Source organism: Paraburkholderia polaris, from assembly GCF_012927345.1.
GTDB lineage: Bacteria > Pseudomonadota > Gammaproteobacteria > Burkholderiales > Burkholderiaceae > Paraburkholderia > Paraburkholderia polaris.
In genome coordinates, this window is the sequence record NZ_JABBGJ010000021.1 from 37,155 (window position 1) to 64,037 (window position 26,883).

General features: G+C 61.4%; 22 protein-coding genes and 1 tRNA gene. 10 read left to right on the plus strand and 13 right to left on the minus strand.

What is annotated here, in order from left to right; genetic code table 11:
• Positions 1-109 precede the first annotated feature (109 nt).
• Positions 110-313: a cold-shock protein gene (locus HHL24_RS20090; RefSeq protein ID WP_007178877.1), complete on the plus strand. Its 204-nt coding sequence runs from the start codon at positions 110-112 to the stop codon at positions 311-313.
• 288 nt (positions 314-601) lie between these two features.
• On the plus strand, positions 602-826 hold the full coding sequence (locus tag HHL24_RS20095; RefSeq protein WP_169487174.1) for a hypothetical protein: 225 nt from the start codon (positions 602-604) through the stop codon (positions 824-826).
• A gap of 94 nt (positions 827-920) precedes the next feature.
• On the opposite strand, the gene HHL24_RS20100 is transcribed toward HHL24_RS20095, so the two are convergent.
• Positions 921-2,552 carry an acyl-CoA synthetase gene (locus HHL24_RS20100; protein WP_169487175.1) on the minus strand — a complete coding sequence of 544 codons (1,632 nt, stop codon included), beginning with the start codon at positions 2,550-2,552 and terminating at the stop codon, positions 921-923.
• Between the two features lie 158 nt (positions 2,553-2,710).
• Between HHL24_RS20100 and HHL24_RS20105 the strand changes: the two genes are divergently transcribed.
• Entirely contained in the window at positions 2,711-3,457 is a 747-nt protein-coding gene (locus tag HHL24_RS20105; protein ID WP_169487176.1) for a Crp/Fnr family transcriptional regulator, read from the plus strand.
• 257 nt (positions 3,458-3,714) lie between these two features.
• Positions 3,715-5,274: a methyl-accepting chemotaxis protein gene (locus HHL24_RS20110; protein WP_169487177.1), complete on the plus strand. Its 1,560-nt coding sequence runs from the start codon at positions 3,715-3,717 to the stop codon at positions 5,272-5,274.
• Between the two features lie 121 nt (positions 5,275-5,395).
• Here the strand turns inward: HHL24_RS20110 and HHL24_RS20115 are convergent, their stop codons facing one another.
• Entirely contained in the window at positions 5,396-5,749 is a 354-nt protein-coding gene (locus HHL24_RS20115; RefSeq protein ID WP_169487178.1) for a transposase, read from the minus strand.
• Positions 5,750-6,063: 314 nt separating this feature from the next.
• Here HHL24_RS20115 and HHL24_RS20120 point away from each other — a divergent pair, with 314 nt between their 5' ends.
• On the plus strand, positions 6,064-7,167 hold the full coding sequence (locus tag HHL24_RS20120) for a porin (RefSeq protein ID WP_169487266.1): 1,104 nt from the start codon (positions 6,064-6,066) through the stop codon (positions 7,165-7,167).
• A gap of 140 nt (positions 7,168-7,307) precedes the next feature.
• On the opposite strand, the gene HHL24_RS20125 is transcribed toward HHL24_RS20120, so the two are convergent.
• On the minus strand, positions 7,308-8,471 hold the full coding sequence (locus tag HHL24_RS20125) for a porin (RefSeq protein ID WP_169487179.1): 1,164 nt from the start codon (positions 8,469-8,471) through the stop codon (positions 7,308-7,310).
• 1,122 nt (positions 8,472-9,593) lie between these two features.
• Here HHL24_RS20125 and HHL24_RS20130 point away from each other — a divergent pair.
• The 4 genes from HHL24_RS20130 to HHL24_RS20145 all read left to right on the plus strand — a co-directional run bounded on the left by HHL24_RS20130 (position 9,594) and on the right by HHL24_RS20145 (position 14,310).
• A complete protein-coding gene (locus HHL24_RS20130) occupies positions 9,594-10,505 on the plus strand; it encodes a LysR family transcriptional regulator (protein WP_169487180.1) in 912 nt (303 codons plus the stop codon).
• A gap of 279 nt (positions 10,506-10,784) precedes the next feature.
• On the plus strand, positions 10,785-11,993 hold the full coding sequence (locus HHL24_RS20135; RefSeq protein ID WP_169487181.1) for a CaiB/BaiF CoA transferase family protein: 1,209 nt from the start codon (positions 10,785-10,787) through the stop codon (positions 11,991-11,993).
• Between the two features lie 310 nt (positions 11,994-12,303).
• Positions 12,304-12,621 carry a DUF485 domain-containing protein gene (locus HHL24_RS20140; RefSeq protein WP_120306113.1) on the plus strand — a complete coding sequence of 106 codons (318 nt, stop codon included), beginning with the start codon at positions 12,304-12,306 and terminating at the stop codon, positions 12,619-12,621.
• A 3-nt stretch (positions 12,622-12,624) separates the two neighbouring features.
• Positions 12,625-14,310 (plus strand): cation acetate symporter, encoded by a 1,686-nt coding sequence (locus HHL24_RS20145; RefSeq protein ID WP_169487182.1) that lies wholly within the window; start codon positions 12,625-12,627, stop codon positions 14,308-14,310.
• Positions 14,311-14,324: 14 nt separating this feature from the next.
• Here the strand turns inward: HHL24_RS20145 and HHL24_RS20150 are convergent.
• The 6 genes from HHL24_RS20150 to HHL24_RS20175 all read right to left on the minus strand — a co-directional run bounded on the left by HHL24_RS20150 (position 14,325) and on the right by HHL24_RS20175 (position 21,199).
• Positions 14,325-14,412, minus strand: a tRNA-Ile gene (locus HHL24_RS20150).
• A gap of 168 nt (positions 14,413-14,580) precedes the next feature.
• Complete coding sequence (gene rpoD / locus HHL24_RS20155; protein ID WP_169487183.1) at positions 14,581-16,971, minus strand: RNA polymerase sigma factor RpoD; 2,391 nt, start codon at positions 16,969-16,971, stop codon at positions 14,581-14,583.
• Positions 16,972-17,056: 85 nt separating this feature from the next.
• Positions 17,057-18,925, minus strand: a complete 1,869-nt coding sequence (gene dnaG / locus HHL24_RS20160; protein ID WP_169487184.1) for a DNA primase — start codon at positions 18,923-18,925, stop codon at positions 17,057-17,059.
• Between the two features lie 78 nt (positions 18,926-19,003).
• Entirely contained in the window at positions 19,004-19,450 is a 447-nt protein-coding gene (locus tag HHL24_RS20165; protein WP_028196181.1) for a GatB/YqeY domain-containing protein, read from the minus strand.
• Positions 19,451-19,700: 250 nt separating this feature from the next.
• Positions 19,701-19,913 (minus strand): 30S ribosomal protein S21, encoded by a 213-nt coding sequence (gene rpsU / locus HHL24_RS20170; RefSeq protein ID WP_169487185.1) that lies wholly within the window; start codon positions 19,911-19,913, stop codon positions 19,701-19,703.
• A gap of 68 nt (positions 19,914-19,981) precedes the next feature.
• On the minus strand, positions 19,982-21,199 hold the full coding sequence (locus HHL24_RS20175) for a BaiN/RdsA family NAD(P)/FAD-dependent oxidoreductase (RefSeq protein ID WP_169487186.1): 1,218 nt from the start codon (positions 21,197-21,199) through the stop codon (positions 19,982-19,984).
• Positions 21,200-21,331: 132 nt separating this feature from the next.
• On the opposite strand from HHL24_RS20175, the gene tsaD reads away from it, so the two are divergent.
• Complete coding sequence (gene tsaD, locus HHL24_RS20180) at positions 21,332-22,360, plus strand: tRNA (adenosine(37)-N6)-threonylcarbamoyltransferase complex transferase subunit TsaD (protein ID WP_097394777.1); 1,029 nt, start codon at positions 21,332-21,334, stop codon at positions 22,358-22,360.
• A gap of 77 nt (positions 22,361-22,437) precedes the next feature.
• Here the strand turns inward: tsaD and folE2 are convergent, their stop codons facing one another.
• The 4 genes from folE2 to HHL24_RS20200 all read right to left on the minus strand — a co-directional run bounded on the left by folE2 (position 22,438) and on the right by HHL24_RS20200 (position 26,741).
• The gene (gene folE2, locus HHL24_RS20185; RefSeq protein WP_169487187.1) at positions 22,438-23,244 is read right to left on the minus strand and encodes a GTP cyclohydrolase FolE2; all 807 of its coding nucleotides are present in this window, start codon (positions 23,242-23,244) and stop codon (positions 22,438-22,440) included.
• Between the two features lie 318 nt (positions 23,245-23,562).
• Positions 23,563-25,470 (minus strand): 1-deoxy-D-xylulose-5-phosphate synthase, encoded by a 1,908-nt coding sequence (gene dxs / locus HHL24_RS20190; RefSeq protein WP_169487188.1) that lies wholly within the window; start codon positions 25,468-25,470, stop codon positions 23,563-23,565.
• A gap of 84 nt (positions 25,471-25,554) precedes the next feature.
• The gene (locus HHL24_RS20195) at positions 25,555-26,436 is read right to left on the minus strand and encodes a polyprenyl synthetase family protein (RefSeq protein ID WP_169487189.1); all 882 of its coding nucleotides are present in this window, start codon (positions 26,434-26,436) and stop codon (positions 25,555-25,557) included.
• Positions 26,433-26,741, minus strand: coding sequence for an exodeoxyribonuclease VII small subunit (locus HHL24_RS20200; RefSeq protein WP_169487190.1), 309 nt, complete (start codon positions 26,739-26,741; stop codon positions 26,433-26,435). The genes HHL24_RS20195 and HHL24_RS20200 overlap by 4 nt, the downstream gene beginning before the upstream one ends.
• Between the last annotated feature and the right edge of the window lie 142 nt (positions 26,742-26,883).

Sequence of the window (26,883 nt, forward strand, 5' to 3'; positions counted from 1 at the left end):
GTTCATCAATGTCTCGCTCCTCAGCGGTATTCGTTGTCCTCTCCCTCCTTGACCCTTCACGCGCTCCTCAACAGAGCAAATTTTTCTATTTTTTCCTCAAGGATTCTTCATGGATACCGGTACCGTTAAGTGGTTCAACGACAGCAAAGGCTTTGGCTTCATCACCCCGGACAAGGGCGGCGACGACCTGTTCGCGCACTTCTCCGAAATCAGCGGCGACGGCTTCAAGACGCTGGCTGAAAATCAGAAGGTGAGCTTCGAAACGAAGCAAGGCCCGAAGGGTCTGCAAGCGGCTAACATCAAGCCGATGTAAGTTTGAAGGGCTCGGTGTCCGGCAACGGACATCGGGCTGCAGCGACATCCTCGCGGAGCTTGTCTCCCACAGTTGGCGCGATCGCTTTTAGCTGCACGTATTGTTCAGCAGCTAGCCCAAGCGCCAAACGCCTCGTTGCACCTCATTCTCCCCTCTGGCTTTAACGCCCTTTTTTAGCTTTCCGACTGCGTTTGGATTCGGCTCGCAATGGCTTGAATCAGCTCGTCCGCGTGACCCGTACAACGGCTCGCACGGCAGGCGCGCACTCGAACATTATTAAAATATAAAATGCAAAACAAACATATTCATCATTACAACGGCTATGCCGTCAAACCCTCGGCGCATCGTTTGCCCGACGGTAGCTTTTCATCCAACCTGCTGCTCGAACGCGCTGACAGCGCCCGTACCGAAGCGCGCTACCAGTTCTATTCGCTCGACTACTTCCCGAACGAAGAACAGGCACTGCAGCACTCGGCACGCTGGGCACGCCGCTGGGTCGACACGCGCGGTTAAGCGCGAGTCAAACCTGATGCGCGTGGGACCCTGCGCTTGCATCGTTCAGCACCACGTAGCGCGCCATTGGGCGCACTAGACAATCGCGCACGGTCTATTCGGTTTCTTCCGCCTTGATCCGTGCGCGCAGTTCGAACTTCTGAATTTTTCCCGTCGATGTCTTCGGCAATTCGCCGAAGCGCACCGCTTTTGGCAACTTGTATCCCGCAAGGAACAGCCGGCAGTGCGCGATGATCTCTTCTGCGCTCACCTGAGCGCCCTCCTTGAGCTCGACGAAGGCGCACGGCACCTCACCCCACTTCGGATCGGCCATTGCCACCACGGCGGCAACCGACACCGCAGGGTGACGGTACAGCGTGTCTTCGACCTCGATGCTCGAGATGTTCTCGCCGCCCGAAATGATGATGTCCTTGCTGCGATCGCGGATGCGGATATAGCCGTCAGGCATTCGCACGCCGAGGTCCCCGGTGTGGAACCAGCCGCCGCGGAAGGTCGCTTCCGTAGCACGCTCGTTCTTCAGATACCCCTTCATGCAGATGTTGCCGCGGAACATGATCTCGCCGAGCGTTTCGCCGTCGTCAGTGACGGGCGCGAGCGTGTCCGGGTCGAGCACCGTGACGGCTGCCTGCAGGTGGTAGCGCACGCCCTGCCGCGCGTTCATTTCGGCGCGCGCGTTGTCGTCGAGCGTTTCCCATTCCTCCTGTTTCGCACAGACGGCGGCCGGGCCGTAGGTCTCGGTGAGCCCGTACACGTGCGTCAGATCGAATCCGATCTCCTTCATCTTGGCGATCACAGCCGGCGCGGGCGCCGCGCCCGCCACCATCGTCGACACGCGATGCGTGATGCCTTCGCGCCATTCGGCGGGCGCATTCGCAAGCGCGCTTTGCACGATCGGTGCGCCGCAATAATGCGTGATGCCCTCGCGGCGAATCAGATCGAACACGGTCTTCGCGTCAAATTTGCGTAGACAGACGTTGACGCCGGCACGCGCGGCCACAGTCCACGGAAAACACCAGCCGTTGCAGTGAAAGAGCGGCAAGGTCCATAGGTAGACCGCATGCTTGGGCATATCCCATTCGAGGATATTGCTGAGCGCATTCAGATAAGCACCGCGATGGTGGTAGACGACGCCCTTCGGGTCCCCGGTCGTGCCCGAGGTGTAGTTCAACGCGATAGCGTCCCACTCGTCAGCAGGCAGGGTCCAGGAAAACTCAGGGTCGCCGGTTTGCAGGAAGGCTTCGTAGTCGGTCGCGCGGATGAACTTGTCGGCATCGGCGGGCATCGCATCGGCCACGCTGATCACGCGCAACTCGGGGAATTCCAGCGCCGCGCGGTGCGCGAATTCGCTGTACTCCGTATCGACGATCAGCGCCTTCGCCTCGCCATGGCGCAGCATGAACAGCAGCGACGACACGTCGAGCCGCGTATTCAGCGTATTGAGCACGGCCCCGGCCATCGGCACGCCGAAATGCGCTTCTATCATCGGAGGAATATTCGGCAGCAACGCAGCAACCGTGTCGCCGCGTTCGATACCGGCCTGCTGCAACGCGCTGGCCAGTCGCCGCGCGCGCTCGTAGGTTTCGCGCCAGTTACGGCGAATCTCCCCATGGACGACCGCCAGCCGCTCACTGTAGACTTCCGCTGCGCGTACGATGAAATCGATGGGCGTCAGCGGGACATAATTGGCCTCGCGCCGCTGGAGGCCTTCTTCGAACATGTGCTTCATCGCGTTGTCTCCTGAGGCGCTGGCCGCGCCGTCGCTTTTTCTGATTGATGAACTAGCCTAGCAACTGTCATGGTGAACTGTCTGTCATTCAAATGACAGAGTAGCGCGCCCTGGCTCTACTCAACCGACTGTGCCCGCCCACGCCCCGCTAGCCGCTTATGGATGACGCTTCGTTCACCGCCCTCACAGACACCCGCTCACACCGCCCCGAACGGGTCCCGCGCGCCGATCTGCCGCGGTTGTTCGGCACCTGCGCCTGGTTCAGGGCGCTCGCCGCCGAGCATCGGGCCATGGTCCTTGCCAGCGCATACGCGGAGCATCTGGAAGGGGGCGCATGGGTCGCGCGCCGCCAGGAGCCGTCGGACTACTGGATCGGCGTCCATTCCGGTCTCATCAAACTCGCCATCTACAACGCCTCAGGACGCAGTTGCACGCTCTCCGGCGTGCCGCCCGGCGGCTGGTTCGGCGAAGGCAGCGTGATCAAGCGTGAATTGCGCAAATACGAAGTGGCCGCGATTCAGCCTTCGCTCGTCATGTTCGTGCCGTCCGAGACGTTCCATGCACTCCTGGAGTCGAGTCTGCCGTTCACTGGCTTCGTGATCCGGCAGCTGAACAACCGCATGGGCGAATTCATCGCGGCGATCCAGAATAGCCGGCTGCTGGACGTCGACGCGCGCGTCGCCCAGTCGCTTGCGCAACTGTTCAATCCCGATCTCTATCCCGACACCGGACGCACGCTGGCCATTTCGCAGGAAGAAGTCGGCCTGCTGGCAGGCGTGTCGCGGCAACGAATCAATCAGGCACTGCAAAACCTCGAAAGGCTGCAGATTTTGCGCCTCTCCTATAACCAGATCGACGTGCTGGACCTGGAACGCCTGTGTGGGTTTGGTCAGGAGCAGATCTAGGGCAAGCGCGTGCCCCCGACGGCCTGCTGCAGTCCGTCCGCGGCTTCCTGCGAAGTTCTACGAGTTTGGTTCCACTTTCCCCGATTTTCCTCGACGTTTCCCACTTTTCATCGGCCGCCTCAGGCCGGAGTTTGCGTCCCGGGCTGGAATTTCGGACGCCGGAATAAAGAATCCACTGCAACTGCCGTTATGCCGACTATGCAACGCAGATTGCAGCCTCTCCCTATTCCGAGTTCAACGTATTGTCGAAGCCGATAATGAACCGTCTGACACTGAAACAGAAATTGTGGGTGCCGATACTGCTTTGCTGGGCGGCGCTCCTGATCGTTACCGTTGTGAACGCGTTCGACGCACGAAACGCCCAAATGGACGCACGGCGCGCGGATCTGGCCGATGTCACCGACATGGCGGTGTCGATCGCCTCGGACTATGCGAAGCAGGCCGACACGGGCAAGCTCCCGGTCGATGAGGCCAAACAGCAGGCCATTGCCCGTATCACCGCGCAGCGTTACGGCGCATCCGGCTACGTGACGATCGTGCGCAGCGATTCGGCGATGGTCGCTCACCCGATGAGTCCGAAGCTGAACGGTAAGGATATGAGCGGCTTCCGCGACGCCAAAGGCAATGCGCTGTATCACGACATCGCGCAGGCAGGTAGCTCGGTGAGCGGGGCAGGCTATCTTCGCTATTGGTGGCCAAAACCCGGCGAAACAGAGCCGAGCGAGAAGATCGGCTATGTGAAGCGCTTCGGCCCATGGAACTGGGACTTTATCGCCGGTGCCTATATGGACGACATCCAGGCGCAGTTCTACGCCACCCTCGCACGCTCGGCCGGCATGCTGGTGCTGCTGGGCGTGCTGGTGTCGTTCGTGGCCTCGCGCGTGGTGCGCAACGTATCGCGTTCGATTGGCGGCGAGCCTTCCGCGGCGGCGGCGATTGCAATGCAAATCGCACGCGGCGATCTCGCCACTCACATTGACCTGCGTCGCGATGACACGTCGAGCCTGCTGTTCTCGCTGCGCGAGATGCGCAATCAACTGGCGGCAACCGTCGCGCGGATCAAGACGTCCGCCGAGACGATCACGGTCGCGTCGAAAGAGATTGCCGCAGGCAACCTGGATCTGTCGAGCCGCACCGAAGAGCAGGCGGCTTCATTGCAGCAAACTGCCGCCAGTATGGATGAGCTCACCAAGACCGTCACGCAAAACGCCGACAACGCGGCGACCGCGTCGGAACTCGCGACTGATGCGTCGAATATTGCCGCGCGCGGCGGCCAGGTCGTCAACGACGTGGTCGAGAAAATGGCCGGCATCACCGATAGTTCACGCAAGATCGGCGAGATCATCAGCGTAATCGAAGGCATCGCGTTCCAGACCAATATCCTGGCGCTGAACGCAGCGGTGGAAGCGGCGCGCGCCGGTGAAGAAGGCCGCGGCTTCGCGGTCGTCGCGGGCGAAGTGCGCAATCTCGCCCAGCGCAGCGCGACGGCGGCCAAAGAGATCAAGGTGCTGATCCATCAGTCCGTCGCGCAGGTCGGCGAAGGCTCGACGCTTGCCGACAACGCCGGCCGCACGATCGGCGAGGTGGTCGACGCCGTGCGCCGCGTGACGGCGATCATGAACGAGATCTCGGCGGCTTCGAAGGAGCAGAGTTCGGGCATCGGCGAAGTCAATCTCGCGATCCGCCAGATGGACGATGTGACGCAGCGCAATGCCGCGCTAGTCGAGCAGGCCGCGGCTGCGGCAGGCTCACTTGATGAGCAGACCGAACGTCTGCGAAATGCGGTCGCCGTGTTCAAGGTCGAACAGCATGCGTGATTGAGCGGCGCACTCAGGCAGCCGGCGAGCAGCCGGCTAAAGCAACCGATTAAAAAAGGCCGTCATCCGGTTCCCGGGTGACGGCCTTGCTGTTTGCCATGCCCAAACAGTCCTAAGCCTGCTACGCAGTGCGCGGGTCGCTCCTGCGTGTGACAGGCCTCGCCAGCATGGCATCGGTGTCGAACAGCGCAAAGGCGATGTTTGCCAGCACACCTGAATTCTTCCAGCGCAGATAGTAGCGATGCGCAGTCTGATAAGGCGCATACCGGTCGGGCATCGCGTGCCACGGCTTGCCCGTGTGCAGCACCCACAGCACGCTGTTCACCACGCAACGGATGTCGATGCTGGGACGGCCACGCCGAGGCCCATGGTCTTTCATTTCAGGCAGGAGCGGCACGATGCGATGCCATTGCTCGTCAGTGAGATCCTGAATGGCTGGCGAGCGAGCCGGCAGGTTTGAAGTGGGATTATCCATGCAGTAAGAACGCGCACCTGCAGCACACGTGCTAGCGTCGCCGCGAAAAATAGTGTCTATAAATCAATCGTTTCAGACTACCCCAAGCACGCTTTGGAGAAAGTCAATGATTGTCAGACTCGTGTGCGCAATTGTCAGAAATCGCAATACGCTATTGCGCCAATGGATTAGTGGCGCAGCGAGGGTCGTGGTCTATCATCGGCGCGCCCGGCGCGTAGCAAGCCTGCGCGCCCCGCGCCTTGAATGAAAAATCCATAACCGCATAGGTAGGAATTCCAGTGAGACAAATAAGACTCCTTAAGACCGCCGCACTTATGGGCAGCGCCGCCCTCGCGATGACATCCGAGCAGGCCTCGGCACAGAGTTCGATCACGTTGTACGGCGTCGCCGATGTGAGCGTGCGCTATCTGACGAACTCCAATGCAAAGAACGACGGACGCCTGTATATGACCAACGGCGCGGTCACCAACAGCCGCTGGGGCCTGCGCGGCTCGGAGGATCTGGGCGGTGGTCTGAAGGCGATCTTCGATCTGGAAAGCGGTATCAACCTGCAGGACGGTTCGGCCTCGGACAGCCAGCGGATCTTCAACCGCAATGCCTATGTCGGCCTGAGCAGCCGGTACGGCACGGTGACGTTCGGCCGTCAGAAGACGCCTTTATTCGATCTGTTGGGCGACACCTACGATCCGCTCACGGTCGGCAATTACGCGGAGAATTCATGGCTGCCGGGCGCGCTCGGCGCCGGGCTTTACGCGGACAACGCCGTTAAATACACCGGCACGTACAAAGGCCTGACCATGGCCGCGATGTATTCGTTCGGCACCAACGCGGAATCGACGGGCGTCGGCGGTTTCTCGGGACAGGTGCCGGGTCATCTCGGCGCGGGCAGTATGTATGGCTTCACGCTGTCGTACGTGGCCGGCCCGCTGAGCGTCGCGGCCGGCGTGCAACAGAACAGCGACAACAGCAATCACAAGCAGACCGTCTTCAACGCGAACGCGGTCTATGCGTTCAATTCGGCGAAGGTGTACGTCGGCTATCTGCATTCGAAGGACGACACGGGTTTCGTGGATAGCGCACTGGCGCAGCAAACGCTCGTGCCGGGCGTCGATATCCTCAAGGGTTCGGGTCGCGTCGACAACGGCCCGTTTGCCGGCGTGACGTGGCAGGCCACGCGCACCCTCACGCTGACCGGCGCGGCATATTACGACCACATGTCCAATGCGGCGATCGGCAACGGTCAGTTGGGCAGCGGCAATCGCTATACGTTCGTCGCGCTGGCGGAGTATGCGTTGTCGAAGCGCACCGAGGTGTACGGTACGGTCGACTTCGACAAAGTGTCGGGAGCTGCCTCGGTCGAATTGCCGGGCAAAAACAATCAGACCGGCGTTGCACTCGGTCTGCGTACGATTTTCTAAGCACCGCACGGTACGGCAACGCCCAGCAAGGTGCGCGGCATCCGGCACTCAGGCCGGGTGCCGGCCGCCCAAGTGGCGCGCCCATAAAAAAAGGTGCCGCGAACGGCACCTTTTCTACAACAACTAGCTTCTGCTGAAGCTTAGAAGCGGTGACGCAGACCGACCGTAGCAGCCGTCTGGTTCTTCGACGACGACGGCAGTTGCGTGTTGTCGCCGCTGTAGATCGAAGCGACACCGCCGTCGCCCATTGCGTGCTGGTACACGGCTTGAGCGTAGACGTCCGTACGACGCGACAGCGAGTAGTCAGCTTGCAGGCCGATCTGGTGGTAGCGGACCGACGCCGAACCGCCGTCTGCAGCAACGCCGTAGCCCTTGCCGTCCGTGAACGTGTAAGCAACGCCCAGGCCCAGAGCCGGGGTCAGGTTGTACTTGCCGTTGACTTCGTAGTTGTTAGCGCGCAGCGATTGTTGCGTGCCAACGACGTTGTCGATACGCGACTGCGTCCATGCAGCACCGACGGTTGCCGGGCCGAACGAGTACGAAGCAGCTGCGCCGAATTCACGTTGACGGAAGTTGCCTGCCAGGCCCAGGATCGAGCCGTCCGAAGCACCGCCGTTGCTTGCCGTGCCTGCTGCGTTCGTTGCACCCGGGTTGTTCTGCTGTGCGTAAGCAGCGCCCAAACGCAGACCTTGGTACTGGTATGCCGCACCAACGCTGTATTCGCGGTTGTTTGCGAATGCGCCAGCCTGGTTCGAGAAGCCGTACGTGCCGCCGAACGTGAAGCCAGCGTAGTTAGCGCTCGAGTACTTGATCGAGTTGTTGACTGCGTAGCCGCCGTTCGTGCTCAGGTTGTCGTTGTTAAACGGGTGAGCGAAGTACGTACCGCCCCAGCTGCCCGTTGCGGTCAGCGGTGCCAGGTAGTCTTGTGCTGCGTCGTATTGACGACCCAGCGTGACCGTACCGAATTGTGCGCTCGACAGACCGACAAACGCTTGACGGTTGAACATGCCGTTGTTGTTAGCGAACTTGCCGTTGTTGATGTTGAAGCCGCTTTCCAACGTGAAGACTGCCTTCAGACCGCCGCCCAGATCTTCCGAGCCACGCAGACCGAACATGCTTTGGTTGATGCCGCCGCTACCCGCTGCCCACTTTGCGTTGCCGTGGCCGACGCCGTTGGCGGGGGCGACGTTGCTGGTGTACGTCAGGCCTGCGTCCAGCAGACCATACAGGGTCACGCTGCTTTGTGCGTGAGCGACGGATGCGAACGATGCGGCAACCGCAACAACGATGAGACTCTTTTTCATGCGTGGGACTCCTGTTCGATAAATTTACGCGGGGAGCGGGACCTGCCTCAGCAGCGCAACGATCGCTCGCTGCCGCCCTGTTGGCCGAACCGTTTCAGATCAGCCGGGCACCCTTTAAACGAAGCGTGAGTGTAGGTGGAGACCCTAGTAGCTACGCCCGCAATTTGCGCAACATGATTTTTCAGAATCCGCAACAATCAAATCGAGATAAGCATTTAGTCGTTATTTTTCATACGTTTATCGCAAAATCAGGGCTGTGGCGTGCCTGCTCTGGACAGAAGTTATTTGCAACATTTCAATATTAAAGTTGTGCGTATGCAACAGCATTTAATATGCGTGACGTAATCGGGTCGGAACGTTTGAAAAGTGAGAAACGGCTGATTGCCTGAAAATCAGGCAAATGCTCAAGAGGAATGCGGCACGGAGTAAATTTATTTCAGAAAACCGGGAACTTAATTCGATCAATCTGGTCGTTTATTTTGCAATCGGATTATTCGGACGTAGCGGTGATGCGCTGTTCAATCGATTAGTCGATTAAAAAATGCGCGAATAACAAACCGGATTGAATTCCGACTCGCCTTCCATGTCGCCACCGCAGCACAGCCTTGTGCGAGCACGCGCTGATGAAAAGCGCCGTGCGGCGGTCACATGTAGTCAGATCGGCGGCTATGCACTCAAAGCGCCAACGCTTCAAAAAACGATTACCGCCGAAGAATGAAGCCTTCAGCACGGGTATTGCCCGGGAGTGAATTGCGGCGCCGGCCGCCGCGTGACAAGAAACCCGTGCTGAAAGCGGAAGGCATACATCGATTAGCCTTCCGTATTTGATTAACGGTGCAGCCGTCAGCTTTTTTACGCGTAGTTTCCCTACTTTCCGGCGGTCCGCGCTTATGGTCGCCTGGCGACTGGCCGCACTCACCACATTCCTCGGAACCGAACAGGAACCCGAACGGACATTGACACCGACAAACACCGTCGCTACACCCGTTCCCACACGCGGTCGAGAATCTGCTCCTAAGCGACTTCCACGCGCGACAGCGCCTTTTGGGACGACCGCTCTCCAGGCGGAGACAATAGGCCTAATATAGCGGCACTTGTTCAGGCTGAATTGACAAACACCCTATGGATTTGAATCTGATCGGCCTGTTCGTCGAGATTGTGGAATCGCGCAGCCTCAGCGCCGCGGCGCGCAAGCTCGGGATGACGCGCTCCAACATCAGCCAGCGGCTGAAGCTGTTGGAACGCGAAACCGGCGCGCAACTGCTGCGTCGCTCGACACGAAGTCTCGAACTGACGCAAGCCGGACACATGCTGTACGACTGCGGCCAGCGGATGCTCGAGGATCTGGGTACGGCGCGCGCATCGATCGACAGCCTCGGGCAGACACTGCGCGGTCGGGTGCGGATCAGCGTGCCGACCGGCTTCGGCCGGATGTTCATCGGCGCGAAGCTGCTTGAATTCACGCGTACGCATCCGGGCATCACACTGAATGTCACGTTCAACAACCGGATCGAGGACCTGATCGCCGCGGAAGTCGACGTGGCGGTGCGAATCACGTCGACGCCGCCGCTGGACTACGTGGCGCGCAACATATGCTCGATCGACTGGAACCTGTATGCATCGGCCGACTATGTTGAGAAGCATGGTCCGATCGATTGTCCTGCCGACCTCGAACGGCAGACGCTGGTCGCATCGCCCTACCCTGGCCGGCGCGTGACAATGACGCTCACGCACCGGGAAAATGAAGCCGACGTCCACACGATCACGATGCAGCCCGCATTGCAGTCGTCCGACTACCCATTCCTGGCTGAGGCCGTGTGTCAGGGCATGGGTATCGGGCTGTTGCCGGTCTACGTGCCGCATGCGCCGATGAGCCGCGGACTGCTGCCGATCCTGCCGCAATACCGTGTCGCCGGTCAGCAGAACACCCTGTATATCGTCACGCTGCCCAATCGCTATCCATCGCCATCGACGCAAGCCCTGATCGACTATCTGCGCGACGAAATCCTTTCGCTCGCGCAGACATGGGTCTGAGGGAGTACGCCCGGACGATCAGCCACCGCGCTCCACGTCAAGCTGCAGTTAACAGTCCGTCAACCTCCAGTGGAATTGTCAACAGGATCGGCCCATTCCACAATGGGCCATACGAAAAGCCAATACACGGAGACTGGGACAATGAACCCCAATTGTCTGACGACGTCGCCACGCCCGAACTGCGCGGCCAGATTCTCATCGTGACCCTCAACAGCCCTGCCGCGCTTTCAAAGTAGGAGCGGCGTCCTCGTCACGAACCCTTGTCAATCTGGATTTGCCATGTCGAACCTGACTTCCTCTCTGCCGCTAGCCGGCGTTCGCGTCCTCGATCTCTCCCGCGTGCTTGCCGGACCGTGGTGCGGCATGGTGCTGGGCGATCTCGGCGCCGAAGTCATCAAGGTCGAGCACCCGAAGCGCGGCGACGACACCCGCGATTGGGGCTTGCGAGTCGGCTCAACCGAGACGGCCTATTTCAACAGCGTCAACCGCAACAAGCGCTCGGTGAGTCTCGATCTGCAAACCGCCGAGGGCCAGCAGATCGCGCGGGAACTGGCGCAGAAAAGTGACGTCGTGATCCAGAACTTCAAGTTCGGTGGCGCGGAAAAGCTGGGCCTCGGATACGAGCAACTGAAGCAGGAGCATGAGGACCTGATCTACTGCTCGATCTCCGGCTATGACCGCACAGGACCGGAAGCCGCGCGTCCCGGCTACGATCTGGTGGTTCAGGGCGAGGCTGGACTGATGGCGCTCAACGGCGAAGCCGATCAGCCGCCGCTGAAGTTCGGTGTGGCCGCTGTCGACCTGTTCACCGGGATGTATTCGGCCCAGGCGGTGCTCGCGGCGCTTTTCGAGCGTCAGCAGACCGGCAAGGGACGTCACATCGAAATGGCGCTGTTCGATTGCGGCCTGATGATCACGTCGTATTACGGCCTGGAAGCGCTGATCATGGGCGAGGACCCGCCGCGCTACGGCAACGCGCATCCTTCGATCGTCCCCTACGGCGTGTTCGATGCGGCCGATGGACCGCTCGTCATCACGGTCGGCAACAACAGTCAATTCGCGCGCTTCTGCCGCGAGGTGATCGAACGCCCGGATCTTGCCGACGACGACCGGTTCCAGACAAACATCAAGCGTGCGGCGAACCGCGAGGTTCTCGTGCCCGAACTCAACCGCGAGATCGGTCGAAGAAAGCGTCAGGTGCTGCTGCAACGCCTGACTCAGGCCGGCATTCCATGCGGCGAAGTGCTCGGTCTTCACGAGGCGCTCACCTCGAAGCGCGCGACGGACGCCGGGCTCGTGACGACGCAACCGCATCCGGAAGCCGGCAGCACACATGTCCTCGCTCCGCCCTATCGCTTCGACGGTGCGCGCTTGCCGGTACGAAGCGCGCCGCCGCAACTCGGGGAAGGCACGAAGGATGTTCTGCAGTCGCTGCTCGGCCTGTCGGACGAACGACTGTCGCGGTTGAAGACAGACGGCGTCGTTTAACGTCGCATTGCGCCTCGTTGCAACGGCACTGTTGCTTGGCGCCGATTTTCGGCGTCACCCATTACGGCCTCATCGGTGATCTGTTCACGCTCGTGCCGCAACGGGTGAGCGAACTGGGCCAGGCATCACAGACGCAGCGAACCAGGTGCGTAACGGCTGCACCCAAACAGCCGCCCCCGCCTCACCTGACACGCAATCACAACAACACGTGCCGCCCGAAGGCAGCCGGTAAAGCAGTCTCATCGAGCCTGCCGGGCTCATTCGATTCACCACCACAACGAAATCAGCAAGTCACAGGTTGGAGACATCCATGCAGCAGGCCCTCATCGATTCAATCAAAGCGAGCCCCGCCTACCGGCAGCTCGTCACTTCACGTCGCCGCTTCAGCTTCACGCTGACGGCGTTGATGATCTTCACTTACTACGGCTTCATCCTGTTCGTCGCCCTCGCCCCGAAAGTGCTCGCACATCCACTGTATGCCGGCGCCACGACGAGCGTGGGGATCGTCGTGGGTATCGGCATCATCCTGATCGCGGTCGGCCTGACGGGCGGATATGTGCTGCGAGCGAATCGCACGTTCGATCCTTTGATGAGTGCGCTGCTCGCCAAAGCCCGGCAAGGAGACTGAACGATGAAACTCATTCGCGCCTTCCTTTGCGCGGGCCTCGCATCGATCGCCGCGCTCGCTCATGCCACCTCCATCACCGGCCCGGTGCCGGAGCATGTTGAACTGAGTCCCGTCGCGATCGGGATGTTTCTGCTCTTCGTGCTCGTCACGCTTGGCATCACGCGCTGGGCATCGCGCAAGACCCGCACGACGAAGGACTTCTACAGCGCAGGCGGCGGCATCACCGGCTTCCAGAACGGGCTCGCCATCGCGGGGGACTATATGTCCGCCGCTTCGTTTCTCGGCCTTTCCGGCATGGTTTTCGTTTTCGGCTTCGATGGCCTGATCTATTCGATCGGCTTTCTCGTCGGCTGGCCGTTCGTGATGTTCCTGCTCGCCGAACCGCTGCGCAATCTCGGCAAGTTCACGTTCGTCGATGTCGTCGCCTATCGTTTCGAGCAGGCGCCTATTCGCCTTCTGACGGCTAGCACGTCGCTCGTCGTCGTGATCTTCTATCTGGTCGTGCAGATGGTCGGCGCGGGCAAGCTGATCCAGTTGCTGTTCGGATTGCAGTACTGGATGGCCGAGGTCATCGTCGGCGCGCTGATGGTGATCTACGTGTTCTTCGGCGGCATGACGGCGACCACCTGGGTGCAGATCATCAAGGCCGTGCTGCTGCTCTGCGGCGCGACCTTCATGGCCGTCACCGCGCTCGCGCAATTCGGCTTCAGCCCCGAGGAGATGTTTCGACGCGCCGTCGACGTCCATCCCGGCGCGCTGAGCATCATGGGCCCCGGCAAGCTGCTGAAGGACCCGCTGAACGCGCTCTCGCTCGGCATCGCGTTGATGTTTGGCACCGCAGGGTTCCCGCATATCCTGATGCGCTTCTTCACGGTGCCCAACGCGAAGGAGGCACGCAAGTCCGCGTTCGTCGCCACGGGGTTTATCGGGTATTTCTATCTGTTGACCTTCATCATCGGCTTCTCCGCGATCGCGTTGCTCGCCCAGCATCCCGAGTTCTTCAAGATCGCCGCCGACGGGCATTTCAACCTCACGCGCGACCTGCTCGGCGGATCGAACATGGTCGCCGTCAAGCTGGCCCAGGCGGTGGGCGGCAACCTGTTCTACGGCTTCATCGCCGCCGTGACATTCGCGACGATCCTGGCGGTCGTGGCGGGCCTCACCCTCTCCGGGGCGACCACGGTGTCGCACGACCTGTACGCCTGCTGGCTCGCGCGCGGCAAAACCGACGAAGTCAGGGAAATGCGCATCTCCCGCGTCTCGACGTTGGTGCTGAGCGTGGTCGCGATCGGGCTCGGCATTCTCTTCGAGCACATCAACGTGGCATTTCTGGTCGGTCTCGTCGCGGCGGTCGCGGCTAGTGCGAACTTCCCGGTGCTAGTGTCGTCGATTTTCTGGCGTGGCATGACAACGCGCGGCGCGGTGGTCGGCGGAAGCCTAGGGTTGATTTCCGCCGTGCTGCTGACGCTGTTCTCAAAGTCGGTATGGGTCGACGTCCTGCATCACGCGCACGCGCCGGTGTTCCTCGATAACCCCGCGCTCGTTTCGGTGCCGCTTGCGTTCGTCGGAATCTGGGTAGTTTCGATGCTGGATCGGAGTGCGCGTGCACAACGGGAGCGGGAAGCTTTTGCGCTGCAGGAGTTCTATGGACAAACGGGCATCCTGTCGATCAGGGCCGTCGATCATTGAGTTGATTTGATGTTTGGTGGGCCGGGTCGGAGTCGAACCGACGGTGTCCTTTCGGAGGCGGATTATGAGTCCGCTGCCTGCAACCAGCACGGCGTCCGGCCCTGAGAAAACTAAGACGACTAAGACAACTAAGAAAAAGACCCGGTCTTGAAGGCCGGGCCTAGTCACTGTTTGGCCGACATACTACACGAAAAAGGGGCTTCCGTGACCGCTTCGCTCTCGCGAAACAATCAGGAAGCCCCTAGATTCTCTACATCCCGCCAACTTCGATCAATTCCCTTCGAGGAACGACTTCAGCTTGTCCGAGCGGCTCGGGTGACGCAGTTTGCGTAAAGCCTTCGCCTCGATCTGACGGATCCGCTCACGCGTCACGTCGAACTGCTTACCGACTTCTTCGAGCGTGTGATCGGTGCTCATCTCGATACCGAAACGCATGCGCAGCACCTTCGCTTCACGCGGCGTCAGCGAGTCGAGCACGTCTTTCACGACATCGCGCATGCTGGCATGCAACGCGGCGTCGGCCGGCGCGACCGTGTTGTTATCTTCGATGAAGTCGCCCAGATGCGAATCGTCGTCGTCACCGATCGGCGTTTCCATCGAGATCGGCTCCTTCGCGATCTTCATGATCTTGCGGATCTTGTCTTCCGGCATTTCCATCTTCTCGGCCAGCGTTGCCGGATCCGGCTCGAGACCGGTTTCCTGCAAGATCTGACGCGAGATGCGGTTCATCTTGTTGATCGTTTCGATCATGTGAACCGGAATCCGGATCGTACGCGCCTGGTCAGCAATCGAACGCGTAATGGCCTGACGGATCCACCACGTTGCATACGTGGAGAACTTGTAGCCACGACGATATTCGAACTTGTCCACCGCCTTCATCAGGCCGATGTTGCCTTCCTGAATCAGGTCGAGGAACTGCAGACCACGGTTCGTGTACTTCTTCGCGATCGAGATCACGAGACGCAAGTTCGCCTCGGTCATTTCGCGCTTCGCCTGACGCGCCTTCAGTTCGCCTGCCGCCATCTGACGGTTGGTTTCCTTCAGGTCTTTCAGCGGCAATACGACGCGCGCCTGCAAGTCGAGCAGGCGTTGCTGCTGTTCGCGAATGGCCGGAATGTTACGCGTGAGGATGGCGCTATACGCGTGACCTTCGCCGACGATCTTGTCGGCCCATTCCAGATCCGTTTCGCTGCCCGGGAAACGCGCGATGAATTCCGCACGCGGCATGCCGCACTTGTCGACCACCGTATGCAGGATCTGACGCTCGACCTGACGCACTTCGTCTACTTGCGCACGCAACGTGTCGCACAGACGCTCGACGGTACGCGCGGTAAAGCGGATCGTCATCAGTTCGTTCTGGATCGTTTCCTGCGCCTTCAGATACGACTTGGACTTGTAGCCTTCCTTTTCGAACGCGCGACGCATCTTGTCGAACCATTCGCTGATCATGGCGAACTTCTCGAGGGACGCACGCTTGAGCGCTTCCATCTGCGCTGCGTTGGCCGTGGCTTGCGCCGTACCGTCGTCTTCTTCCTCGTCTTCCGCGTCCTCTTCCTCGGCTTCCTCGTCTTCGCTTTCGATCGCTTCCGCTTCCTGCGCCGAGAAGCCGTCCGCATCATCCGCGTTGGCGTCGATCAGGCCGTCGACCAGTTCGTCGATACGGATTTCCTCGTTCGCAACGCGCTCGGCCATGGCCAGAATGTCGGCGATCGTGGTCGGGCACGCGGAGATAGCCATCACCATGTGCTTGAGGCCGTCTTCGATCCGCTTGGCGATTTCGATTTCGCCTTCGCGCGTGAGCAGCTCGACCGTACCCATTTCACGCATGTACATGCGGACCGGGTCGGTGGTGCGGCCGAATTCGGAGTCGACGGTGGAAAGCGCGACTTCTGCTTCCTCTTCCACTTCGTCGTCCGACGAAGCGGCGGGTGCGTTGTCGTTCAACAGCAGCGTTTCAGCGTCCGGCGCCTGCTCGTACACAGCCACGCCCATGTCGTTGAACGTGCTGATGATGCCTTCGATCGCCTCGGTCTCGGTGAAGTTGTCCGGGAGGTGGTCGTTGATTTCCGCGTACGTGAGGAAGCCGCGCTCCTTGCCGAGCTTGATCAGCGCGCGCAGTTTGGAGCGGCGCTCTTCGAGTTCCTCGACGGTGCCCGGCTGCGACGACGCGAACGCGTCTTTCAGCAGCGCCTTTTCCTTTGCACGACGATCGCGAGCCTTGACCTTTTCCACCTTGCCGGGAACGGCCGCAGGGGTTTCTTCGCTTTGGGTTGCGTCGTCATCAACGGGTGTTTCGTTCAGCTTTTTCGTCATGGAGTTCGTCGTACCGGCTGTAGTCTCGACTCGCGGCTGTTGGACAACAGCCGGTTGAACCGTGGATACTGGAGTCTCGCGCTCTACCGCATCATCCTGCGCGGCAGGCGCTTCCCTTGCGCTTCTGACATCCGGCCGTTCTGTGGCCGGTGGTGGTACAGCTTTCGCCGCCCCGACCGGCTCCGCACGCGCAGCGGAAGTGGCCAAGGATTTCTTCCCGGCAGCAGGTGTGACGCTTGCGGCAGACGTTTTTCTGGGGGAAGAAGCTAACTTGGCCTCAGTGACCTTTCTGGTCGGCTCGTTCGAGCCCGTGCCTGTCGCTTTTTTCCCGCCTGGTGTCTTTGCCATCGCAATCGCCTTTGCTAGGAAAACCATTGAAAAAACAAACCGCTGGAAACCTTTTATTATAGCACCCAGGTTTCTGCCATCCCGCTTACAGCCCAAGCTGGCGCTTCATCTCAGCGCGCTTCTGATTCAGGCCCGTCAGCTCCGCAAACTCCTCCGGTGTGTGCCGGGATTGCCGCGAAAGCTGCTCGAGACGGTCGCAGTAAGCGTCGTATCGCATCTTCAGAATCGCCGCTTTCAGTTCCTCTCCGACGATCCGTTCCTGCTCGCGCCGTTCCTCGATGACGGTCGCATCCTCCGGGTCCTTCAGCAGCAAATCCCGGACATTTTCATCATAGTCTAGAATTTTGCGAAAGATTTCCTCGAAAGTTGGGGCATTCGCGCCATTTCGCAATAGGTCGGACAGCAACTGAAACTCCGCCGAATCGCCCAGCGCGCGCGCATGCGTCGTCACTTCTTCGAACAGCTCGCCGTGCCGCGTGACGCTCAGAAGCGCCTGCTCGGCTTCCTCGTCGAGCACCGCCACCGTCCGCGGATACATCACCAGATTGCGCAGCGTTTTTTCTTCGATCCCGGTCACACTCCGCCGGTCTTTGCGGGCCGGCGCCAAGCGGGCGGCCACCGCAATCCGGGCATCGACTTCGCATAAAGCGGCCACTTCGTCGAACGGCACGTCGAGCCGGTCGGCGAACATATGCATGATCTGCGCGCGCAGCGCATTGGCCGGCAGCTGCTGCAGCAGAGGTTTCGCGTCGAACAGCGCGCGGGCCCGGCCTTCCGGCTGGTCCAGCTCCTTGCCCGTCAGCACCTCGTTCAGCATGAACTGCGACAGCGGCATGGCGCGCTCGACCTGCTCGGCGAACGCCTCCGTGCCGAATTCGCGCACGTAGCTGTCCGGATCGTGCTCGGACGGCAGAAACAGGAACCGGATGGTCCGGTTGTCCGCCGCATGCGGCAGGCAGGCATCCAGCGCACGGCGCGCGGCGCGGCGCCCTGCCGAATCGCCGTCGAAGCTGAAGATGACCGTATCGGTCTGACGCATCAGTTTCTGCACATGAATCGGTGTGCAGGCCGTGCCGAGCGTGGCCACCGCGTTCTGGAACCCCAATTGGGCCAGCGCGACCACGTCCATGTAGCCTTCGACCACTAATACGTAACGCTGTTCGCGAATCGCCAGACGTGCCTCGAACAGCCCATACAGCTCGCTGCCTTTGTTAAATAGAGGCGTTTCCGGCGAATTCAAATATTTCGGCTCGCCGCCGTCCAGCACACGTCCGCCGAAGCCGATCACCTGCCCCTTCACATTACGTATCGGGAACATGATCCGCTCGCGAAAGCGGTCGTATCGGCGGTTCTGACCTTGCGCATCCGACTTTTCGCTGACGATCACAAGACCCGATTCGACCAATGAATCGTCCCGATAGTTGGGGAACGCGGACTCGAGGTTCTGCCAGCCGTCCGGTGCATAGCCAAGGCCGAAGCGAGCGGCGATCTCGCCGGTCAGGCCGCGCTTCTTCAGATACTGGATCGCGACCGGCGCGCCGCGCAGCTGTTTGCGGTAGAAGTCGCAGGCGGTCTGCATGACATCGGACAGCGCCGTGGTGACCGCCTTGGACGCAGCCGGCGAATACCCGCCGGAACCGCCGCCGCCATATCCGGGCGAAGGCTCGTTCGGCACGGTCAACCCGACCGATTGCGCGAGTTCGTTGACCGCCTCTGGAAACGTCGAGCCGACGTGCTCCATCAGGAAGCCGATAGCCGTACCATGCGCGCCGCAGCCGAAGCAGTGATAGAACTGCTTAGTCGGACTAACCGTAAACGAAGGGCTTTTCTCGTTGTGAAACGGACACAGCCCCATGAAGTTCGCGCCGCCCTTTTTCAACTGCACGTACCGGCCGACCACGTCGACGATATCGACGCGGTTGAGCAGGTCCTGCAGGAATGACGGTGGAATCACAGTGAATGACGCTACCTAAAAAGCTCAAGGCTGCGCGCGCCGTCGACCAACAGCGCGCGCAGACCGGAAATACAGGAATTACTTCGCGAGCGCGGCTTTGACTTGTGCCGAGACAGCGGTCATGTCGGCGCGGCCGGCCAGCTTCGGCTTGAGCACGCCCATCACCTTGCCCATGTCCTGCGGGCCGGCAGCGCCAGTTTGCGCGACCGCGGCCTGAACTTCGGCAACGATCTCCGCCTCGGACATCTGCGCCGGCATATAGGCGGACAGGATGGCCAGCTCGGCCTTTTCCTTGTCGGCGAGATCCGTGCGGCCAGCAGCCTCGAACTGGCTGATCGAGTCTTTGCGCTGCTTGATCATCTTGTCGATGACGGCTGTGATCGCCGCGTCGTCAAGGGTGACGCGTTCGTCAACTTCGCGCTGCTTGACCGCGGCGAGCAGCAAGCGGATCGTGCCGAGACGCTCGGTCTCACGCGCCCGCATGGCAGCTTTCATATCGTCGTTGATCTGGTCCTTGAGACTCATCACTCACCTGAATGCGTTGAAAATTTAAAAACCGGCCGGCTAACCGCATCAATACCCTGCAACCCCACGCCGCATCCAACACAAACGCCCGCTTGGGACTGCTTCCTCAAGCGGGTTGGCGCGATTTTGCGTAGTGAATGCGACCCTGCCGGCTGGCCCGAAGGGGCCGTGTTTTCCGCGACGGCGCCTGCTGTGCCGTCACCGTTGGATGTCGCCGCTCCGTTCGACAGGAACCGCGGCAACGCCAGAATCAGTAGAACTTCTTTGGCAGCATCTGGCCACGCAGACGCTTGAAATGACGCTTAACCGCAGCCGCCTTCTTGCGCTTGCGCTCAGCCGTAGGCTTTTCGTAAAACTCGCGGACGCGAAGGTCCGCCAGCAGCCCGCTTTTATCCATCGTGCGCTTGAAGCGGCGCATCGCAACTTCAAACCGCTCGTTGTCTTTTACGTGGACGCTCGTCATTTTTCAATAACGAAACTTTGTAACGGTTCAGGAGTATATCAGAGCTTTCTCACAAAGCTAATGCGCCGTCAAGCCCCCAGAACGTACTCTGCAGCCGCCTGCCCGGCCGCCACGCCGGAGGCCCACGCCCATTGAAAGTTGTAGCCACCGAGCCAGCCGGTCACGTCGACCGCCTCGCCGATGAAGTACAAACCCGGCGTGCGGGCGCTCATCATCGTTGCCGACGACAGGTCGCGCGTGTCGATACCACCGCGCGTGACTTCGGCCTTGCGGTAGCCTTCAGTGCCGTTCGGGGTGAGCGTCCAGCGCGACAAGGCCTCACCGATGCGGCGCAGCGTCTTGTCCGGCAGATCGGCCACGCGCGCTTCGGCGGGGATCTGGTGGGTTTCCAGCCAGACGTGGGCGAGCCGTTGCGGCACCCATTCTGAGAGCAGATTGGCGATCTGGCGCTTCGTGCCGGTTTTGGCTTCCAGCAATGCGGTCGTGGCGTCCCGCTCGGGCAGTAGATTGATGTGAATCGCCTCGCCGGGCTGCCAGTAACTCGAAATCTGTAGAACTCCCGGGCCCGACAGGCCGCGGTGGGTAAGCAACAGGTCTTCGTTGAACTCGGCACCGGTCTTTTTGTTGCCGGTCGCCAGTTGCACCTCGAGCGACACGCCGGAGAGTGCAGAGAACGGCTCCCAGTCGGCGGGGGCAAAGGTCAGCGGAACCAGCGCGGGACGGGTGTCGATCAGCTTGTGGCCGAATTGCTTGGCGAGACGGTAGGCGAAATCGGTGGCGCCAATCTTGGGAATCGACAGGCCGCCGGTCGCCACCACGAGCGCGCGGGCCGTGATCGGGCCCGAGTGGGTGTCCAGCGTGAACCGCCCTTCGGCGTCATGCCGCACCTGCTCGACTGCGAGCGGCGTGCGCCACGCAATGCGGCCCGCGTCGCACTCGTTCTTCAGCACATTGATGACCGCGTCACTCGACTGATCGCAAAACAACTGCCCCTTGTGCTTCTCGTGCCACGTCACGTGATGGCGCTTGAGCAGCGCCATAAAGTCACGCGGCGTGTAGCGCGCCAGCGCCGAACGGCAGAAATGCGGGTTGGCCGACAGGTAATTGGCCGGTCCGGCATACAGATTCGTGAAGTTGCACCGGCCGCCGCCGGAAATGCGGATTTTCTCCGCGAGACGCTGCGAGTGGTCGATCAGCACCACGCGACGGCCGAGTTGCCCGGCCACAGCCGCGCACATCATGCCGGCCGCGCCTGCGCCGATCACTGCGATATCGAAGGATTCCATGGGGCCGCATTGTACCTGCGCGTCTGCGGCCCCCTGCCCGCGCTGCTATACTTTCAGGCTTGCCTTTTCACTTTTGGGCGCCGGAGTGGCTTTATTCACGCTTCACTCACGCGCCCGTTCAAGCGACCCATCATGCTCGTTCTCGGCATCGAAAGCTCCTGCGACGAAACTGGTCTCGCGCTCTACGACACAGAGCGCGGCCTGCTCGCGCACGCGCTGCATTCGCAAATTGCGATGCACCGGGAGTACGGCGGCGTGGTGCCGGAACTGGCGTCGCGCGACCATATTCGGCGTGCGCTGCCGCTGCTCGAAGAGGTGATGGAACGCGCCGGCACCGTGCGCAGCGACATCGACGCAATCGCCTATACGCAAGGCCCGGGCCTCGCGGGCGCGCTGCTAGTCGGCGCGAGCGTCGCCAATTCGCTGGCCATGGCGTGGGACAAGCCAACCATCGGCATCCACCATCTTGAAGGGCACTTGCTGTCGCCGCTGCTGGTGGACGAGCCGCCGCCGTTTCCGTTCGTGGCGCTGCTGGTGTCAGGCGGCCATACGCAATTGATGCGCGTGACGGACGTGGGCGTCTACGAGACGCTCGGCGAAACGCTCGACGACGCCGCCGGCGAAGCCTTCGATAAAACCGCCAAGCTGCTGGGCCTCGGTTATCCGGGCGGGCCAGAAGTGTCCCGGATGGCTGAATTCGGCACGCCCGGCGCAGTCGTCCTGCCGCGCCCCATGCTGCATTCCGGCGACCTCGATTTCAGCTTCAGCGGCCTGAAGACCGCTGTTCTCACGCATGCCAAGAAGCTCGGCGGCGCGAACATCTGCGAGCAGGCGAAAGCGGATCTGGCGCGCGGTTTTGTCGACGCGGCCGTGGAAGTGCTGGCGGCTAAATCGCTGGCCGCACTCAAGCGGACCAAGCTCAATCGACTGGTAGTCGCGGGCGGCGTCGGCGCGAACCGGCAACTGCGCGAAGCCCTTTCAGCTGCGGCGAAGAAACGCAATTTTTTCGTGCACTACCCGGACCTGTCGCTGTGTACCGACAATGGCGCGATGATCGCGTTGGCCGGCGCATTGCGATTGCAACGCTGGCCCGATCAATCGGGCAAAGACTACGCGTTCACGGTGAAGCCGCGCTGGGATCTGACCTCACTCGCACGCTGAACTTCGCGACGCGATGACGCAAAAAAGCCGCTTTGCGAAGCGGCTTTTTCATTTTCAGCAAGCAAGCGCAAGCGTGATCAACCCACCCGCTTATCCCGCTCAATCACTGCATACGCGCTGTGATTGTGAATCGATTCGAAGTTCTCAGCCTCAAGCACATAAGCGACGATGCGCTCGTCCGCATTTAAACGCTGCGCGACATCACGCACCAGGTCTTCGACGAACTTCGGATTTTCATACGCACGTTCGGTGACGAACTTCTCGTCCGGACGCTTGAGCATGCCCCACAGTTCGCACGAGGCTTCTTCTTCAGCGATACGAACCAGCTCTTCCACTGCCACGTCGCCCGCCAGCTCGGCGTTGATCGTGACGTGCGAACGCTGGTTGTGGGCGCCGTACTGCGAAATCTTCTTCGAGCACGGGCACAGGCTCGTGACCGGCACCAGTACCTTCAGGAACAGACGCGTCGCGCCGTTGCGAGTCTCGCCTGCCAGCGTTACTTCGTAGTCGAGCAGACTTTGCACACCCGATACCGGCGCGGTCTTGTTCACGAAGTACGGGAACGACACTTCGATACGACCCGCCTCGGCCTCGAGCTTTTCGAGCATTGCGGCGAGCATGGTGCGGAACGTGGCCGCCTCGAGCGGTGCCTTGTTCTCTTCAAGCAGCGCGACGAAGCGCGACATGTGCGTGCCCTTCTGATCGGCTGGCAGATGCACGTCGAGATTCCACGTGCCGACCGTGGGCTGCACTTCACCGCCTTGCGTGCGCACCGTCAATGGATGGCGCACTGCCTTGACGCCGACGCGTTGAATCGGAATCTGACGCGTATCGGGCGTGCTCTGCACGTCGGGCATCACAAAGGCGGGATTCATCTGGTTCATATTCTTGTCCTTTCAAGAAACCGCCGGGCCGCCCCAAATTTTTCGCTCCGCGGGAAGTCCCCCGCCCCGAAGGAAGTCCCGTTGGGGAATTGGGGGATTGCCTCGTCGGGGCCGTCGCGAAGCGACAGGTTTGAGGGCACTCAGCGGCCGTACGGATCAGGGCACGCAACGGCGAACGCCGGCCCCTGCCGGCGTTGGATGATGGACCCGAAGGTCCATCGACTCAAGTAGGAGATTGCTATGGCCACCATAGCCGCGGCACAGCGCACGGCAAAGCAGCTGAACGACTCAGCCAATCGACGCAAATAAGCGACGCAATTAAGCGACGCGCTTCACCGAGGATTGACCGCCGACCGCGCCGCTGGAAAGAAAGCGTTCGCGAATCGACTTGGCGATGCCCGCAGCGTCGAGACCGCACGCGGCGAGCAGCTTGGCCGGATCCCCATGATCGATGAAGCGATCCGGAAGGCCCAATTGTAGTACGGGCCGCATAACCCCACTCTCAAGCAGGGCTTCAACGCAAGCCGAACCCGCGCCGCCCATCACGCAGCCTTCTTCGACCGTGACGATGGCGTCGTGCGTTTCGGCCAGATGGCGGACCAGCTCGGCGTCCAACGGCTTCACGAAGCGCATGTTCGCCACCGTGGCGTCCAGTTGCTCGGCCGCCGCCAGCGACGGCGCAACCATCGTGCCGAATGCCAGAATCGCAATCCGCTTGCCGGCCGGTTGCGACGTTTCGCGACGGACCTCGCCCTTGCCAAGCGGCAGCGCCGTCATCTGCTTGACGGTTGCCACGCCCGTGCCAGCGCCGCGCGGATAGCGCACCGCCGTCGGGTTCGGCTGCTGCAACGCCGTGTACAGCATCTGACGGCATTCGTTTTCGTCCGATGCCGCCATCACCGTCATGTTCGGGATGCAGCGCAGGAACGCCAGATCATAAGCACCCGCGTGGGTGGCGCCGTCCGCACCGACCAGACCCGCGCGGTCGATGGCGAACACCACCGGCAGGTTTTGCAGCGCGACGTCGTGGATCAACTGGTCGTAAGCACGTTGCAGGAAGGTCGAGTAGATCGCGACCACCGGCTTCATGCCCTCGGCAGCCAGACCGCCGGCGAACGTCACCGCGTGCTGCTCGGCGATGCCGACGTCGAAGTAGCGATCCGGGAAGCGCTTCTCGAACTCGACCATGCCCGAGCCTTCACGCATGGCCGGCGTAATGCCGACCACGCGCGCGTCCAGCTCGGCCGCGTCGCACAACCATTCGCCGAACACCTGCGTGTAGGTTTTCTTCGACGGTGTGGTGGCCGGCTTGATGCCCTCGGCGGGGTTGAACTTGCCCGGGCCGTGGTACAGCACCGGATCGGCTTCGGCCAGTTTGTAGCCCTGGCCCTTCTTTGTCACCACGTGCAGGAATTGCGGACCGCGCAGTTCCTTGATGTTCTGCAGCGTCGGGATCAGCGAATCGAGGTCGTGACCGTCGATCGGCCCAATGTAGTTGAAGCCGAACTCTTCGAAGAGCGTGGCCGGCACGATCATGCCCTTCGCGTGTTCTTCGAGCTTGCGCGCCAGATCGAGCATAGGCGGCGCGACGCGCAGCACACGTTCGACGCCCGCACGCGCGGCGGCGTAGAAACGGCCCGACATCAGGCGCGCCAGATGGCGATTCAACGCGCCGACCGGCGGCGAAATCGACATGTCGTTATCGTTCAGGATGACCAGCAGCGGCACGTCGTCTTCGACGCCGGCGTTGTTCATCGCCTCAAAGGCCATGCCGGCCGTCATCGCGCCGTCGCCGATGACGGCGATGCCCGTGCGGTTCTCGCCCTGCAGCTTGCTGGCGACCGCCATGCCGAGCGCGGCCGAGATCGAGGTGCTGGAGTGCGCAGTGCCGAAGGTGTCGTATTCCGACTCGTCGCGCTTCGGAAAGCCCGAGATGCCGCCGAGCTGACGCAGCGTGTGCATCTGGTCGCGGCGGCCCGTCAGGATCTTGTGCGGATAGGTTTGATGGCCGACGTCCCACACGATCCGGTCACGCGGCGTGTCGAACACATAGTGCAGAGCAATGGTCAACTCGACCGTGCCGAGGTTGGACGAAAGATGGCCGCCCGTCTGCGATACGCTGTCGAGCACAAAAGCACGCAACTCGTCGGCAAGCGGTTGCAATTGGCGGCGATCAAGGCGGCGCAGGGCTGCCGGGTCGTCAATGGTTTTCAGCAAGTCGTACATCGTCGTTCCATTGTAGGAAAACTTACGCGCCCGCACTTCATACATGCACCCGTAGCAAAGGTGCTCGGCGGCGGGCTTTCGCGTTCAGCTAACCCGGTTCACCACCAGGTCGGCCAATTCGGCAAGACGCTGCGCGCGCGCGCCAAATGGCGCAATCGCAGCGTGAGCGTCGCTGCGCAGTTGCGCTGCGAGCGCACGCGACGCATCTAGCCCAATAATCGACACGTAGGTCGGCTTGCCGTCCTTTGCGTCTTTACCTGCCGTCTTGCCAAGCGTCGCGGAATCGGTCGTGACGTCGAGAATATCGTCGACGACCTGAAACGCGAGGCCGACAGCGGCCGCATACGCGTCGAGCGAACGCATTGCGTCCGCATTCGGCGTTTCGCCCGCCAGCGCGCCCATGCGCACCGCAGCACGCAGCAAGGCGCCGGTTTTCATCCGGTGCATGGTTTCCAATTGCGCGCGCGTCAGCGTATGGCCAACGCTCGCCAGGTCGATGGCCTGGCCGCCGCACATACCGATCGAGCCGCTCGCCAAGGCCAGTTCGCGCACGAGCGATGCCTGCTGCGCCGGCGCCAGCACGTCCGACGTCAGTGCGACGAATGCCTGCGCTTGCAGCGCGTCGCCGACCAGCAGCGCCGTGGCCTCGTCATATTTGACGTGTACCGTGGGTTTGCCGCGACGCAGCGCGTCGTCGTCCATGCAGGGCATGTCGTCGTGCACCAGCGAGTACACGTGGATCATTTCCAGCGCCGCCGCTGCCGCGTCCAGACACTCGGCGCGCGCGCCGGTCAGCTCGCCGGCCGCGTGGCACAGCAGCGGGCGCACCCGCTTGCCGCCGCCCAGCACCGCGTAGCGCATGGCTTCATGCAGTTTGGCCGGCTCGGTCGCTTCCGTGGGCAGATAGTGTTCTAGTGCCGATTCGACGCGTTCGAGTACCGAGCGTGTCCATTGTTCGAATGTCATAGGTCGTCCCCGCTTTCAGTAGCGGCTGTGCCTGCGGTATTCACGGGCAGCGGCTTGAGCGTCTCGCCATCGAGCACGCGCACCTGCTGCTCGACCTTCTCGAGCTGCTGCTGGCAAAACGCTACGAGGGCCGCACCGCGCCGGTAGGCGGTGAGCGACTCCTCGAGGCTGAGATTGCCGCTTTCCATGCGCGCGACCAGCCCTTCCAGCTCGGCCTGGGCCGCCTCGTAGTTCTCGGGCAACGGCGTGGTATCGACGCCTTCAGCAGGCGCGGCAGCAGTATCTTTCGACGCGGTCTTCGCCATGAATAGTCGCAAAATTAAAACAAGTCGGACATTCTACGGCAAAAGCGACATTTCCGATCCGCTCGCCAGCCCGCGCCCCGCCTTCGCCCTCCGTGTCCGACCCTCAGTCTCGCAGAAAAAAATCGATTGGTCCGTGGCGAAA

Coding starts and splice junctions, on each gene's coding strand:
- HHL24_RS20125 (WP_169487179.1), bottom strand. CDS start 8,471: ATGAAAAAGAGTCTCATCGTTGTTGCGGTTGCCGCATCGTTCGCATCC.
- HHL24_RS20135 (WP_169487181.1), top strand. CDS start 10,785: ATGTCGAACCTGACTTCCTCTCTGCCGCTAGCCGGCGTTCGCGTCCTC.
- HHL24_RS20165 (WP_028196181.1), bottom strand. CDS start 19,450: ATGAGTCTCAAGGACCAGATCAACGACGATATGAAAGCTGCCATGCGG.
- HHL24_RS20145 (WP_169487182.1), top strand. CDS start 12,625: ATGAAACTCATTCGCGCCTTCCTTTGCGCGGGCCTCGCATCGATCGCC.
- HHL24_RS20175 (WP_169487186.1), bottom strand. CDS start 21,199: ATGGAATCCTTCGATATCGCAGTGATCGGCGCAGGCGCGGCCGGCATG.
- rpsU (WP_169487185.1), bottom strand. CDS start 19,913: ATGACGAGCGTCCACGTAAAAGACAACGAGCGGTTTGAAGTTGCGATG.
- tsaD (WP_097394777.1), top strand. CDS start 21,332: ATGCTCGTTCTCGGCATCGAAAGCTCCTGCGACGAAACTGGTCTCGCG.
- HHL24_RS20105 (WP_169487176.1), top strand. CDS start 2,711: ATGGATGACGCTTCGTTCACCGCCCTCACAGACACCCGCTCACACCGC.
- HHL24_RS20115 (WP_169487178.1), bottom strand. CDS start 5,749: ATGGATAATCCCACTTCAAACCTGCCGGCTCGCTCGCCAGCCATTCAG.
- HHL24_RS20140 (WP_120306113.1), top strand. CDS start 12,304: ATGCAGCAGGCCCTCATCGATTCAATCAAAGCGAGCCCCGCCTACCGG.
- HHL24_RS20130 (WP_169487180.1), top strand. CDS start 9,594: ATGGATTTGAATCTGATCGGCCTGTTCGTCGAGATTGTGGAATCGCGC.
- HHL24_RS20120 (WP_169487266.1), top strand. CDS start 6,064: ATGGGCAGCGCCGCCCTCGCGATGACATCCGAGCAGGCCTCGGCACAG.
- HHL24_RS20100 (WP_169487175.1), bottom strand. CDS start 2,552: ATGAAGCACATGTTCGAAGAAGGCCTCCAGCGGCGCGAGGCCAATTAT.
- HHL24_RS20090 (WP_007178877.1), top strand. CDS start 110: ATGGATACCGGTACCGTTAAGTGGTTCAACGACAGCAAAGGCTTTGGC.
- dxs (WP_169487188.1), bottom strand. CDS start 25,470: ATGTACGACTTGCTGAAAACCATTGACGACCCGGCAGCCCTGCGCCGC.
- folE2 (WP_169487187.1), bottom strand. CDS start 23,244: ATGAACCAGATGAATCCCGCCTTTGTGATGCCCGACGTGCAGAGCACG.
- HHL24_RS20110 (WP_169487177.1), top strand. CDS start 3,715: ATGAACCGTCTGACACTGAAACAGAAATTGTGGGTGCCGATACTGCTT.
- rpoD (WP_169487183.1), bottom strand. CDS start 16,971: ATGGCAAAGACACCAGGCGGGAAAAAAGCGACAGGCACGGGCTCGAAC.
- HHL24_RS20195 (WP_169487189.1), bottom strand. CDS start 26,436: ATGACATTCGAACAATGGACACGCTCGGTACTCGAACGCGTCGAATCG.
- HHL24_RS20095 (WP_169487174.1), top strand. CDS start 602: ATGCAAAACAAACATATTCATCATTACAACGGCTATGCCGTCAAACCC.
- HHL24_RS20200 (WP_169487190.1), bottom strand. CDS start 26,741: ATGGCGAAGACCGCGTCGAAAGATACTGCTGCCGCGCCTGCTGAAGGC.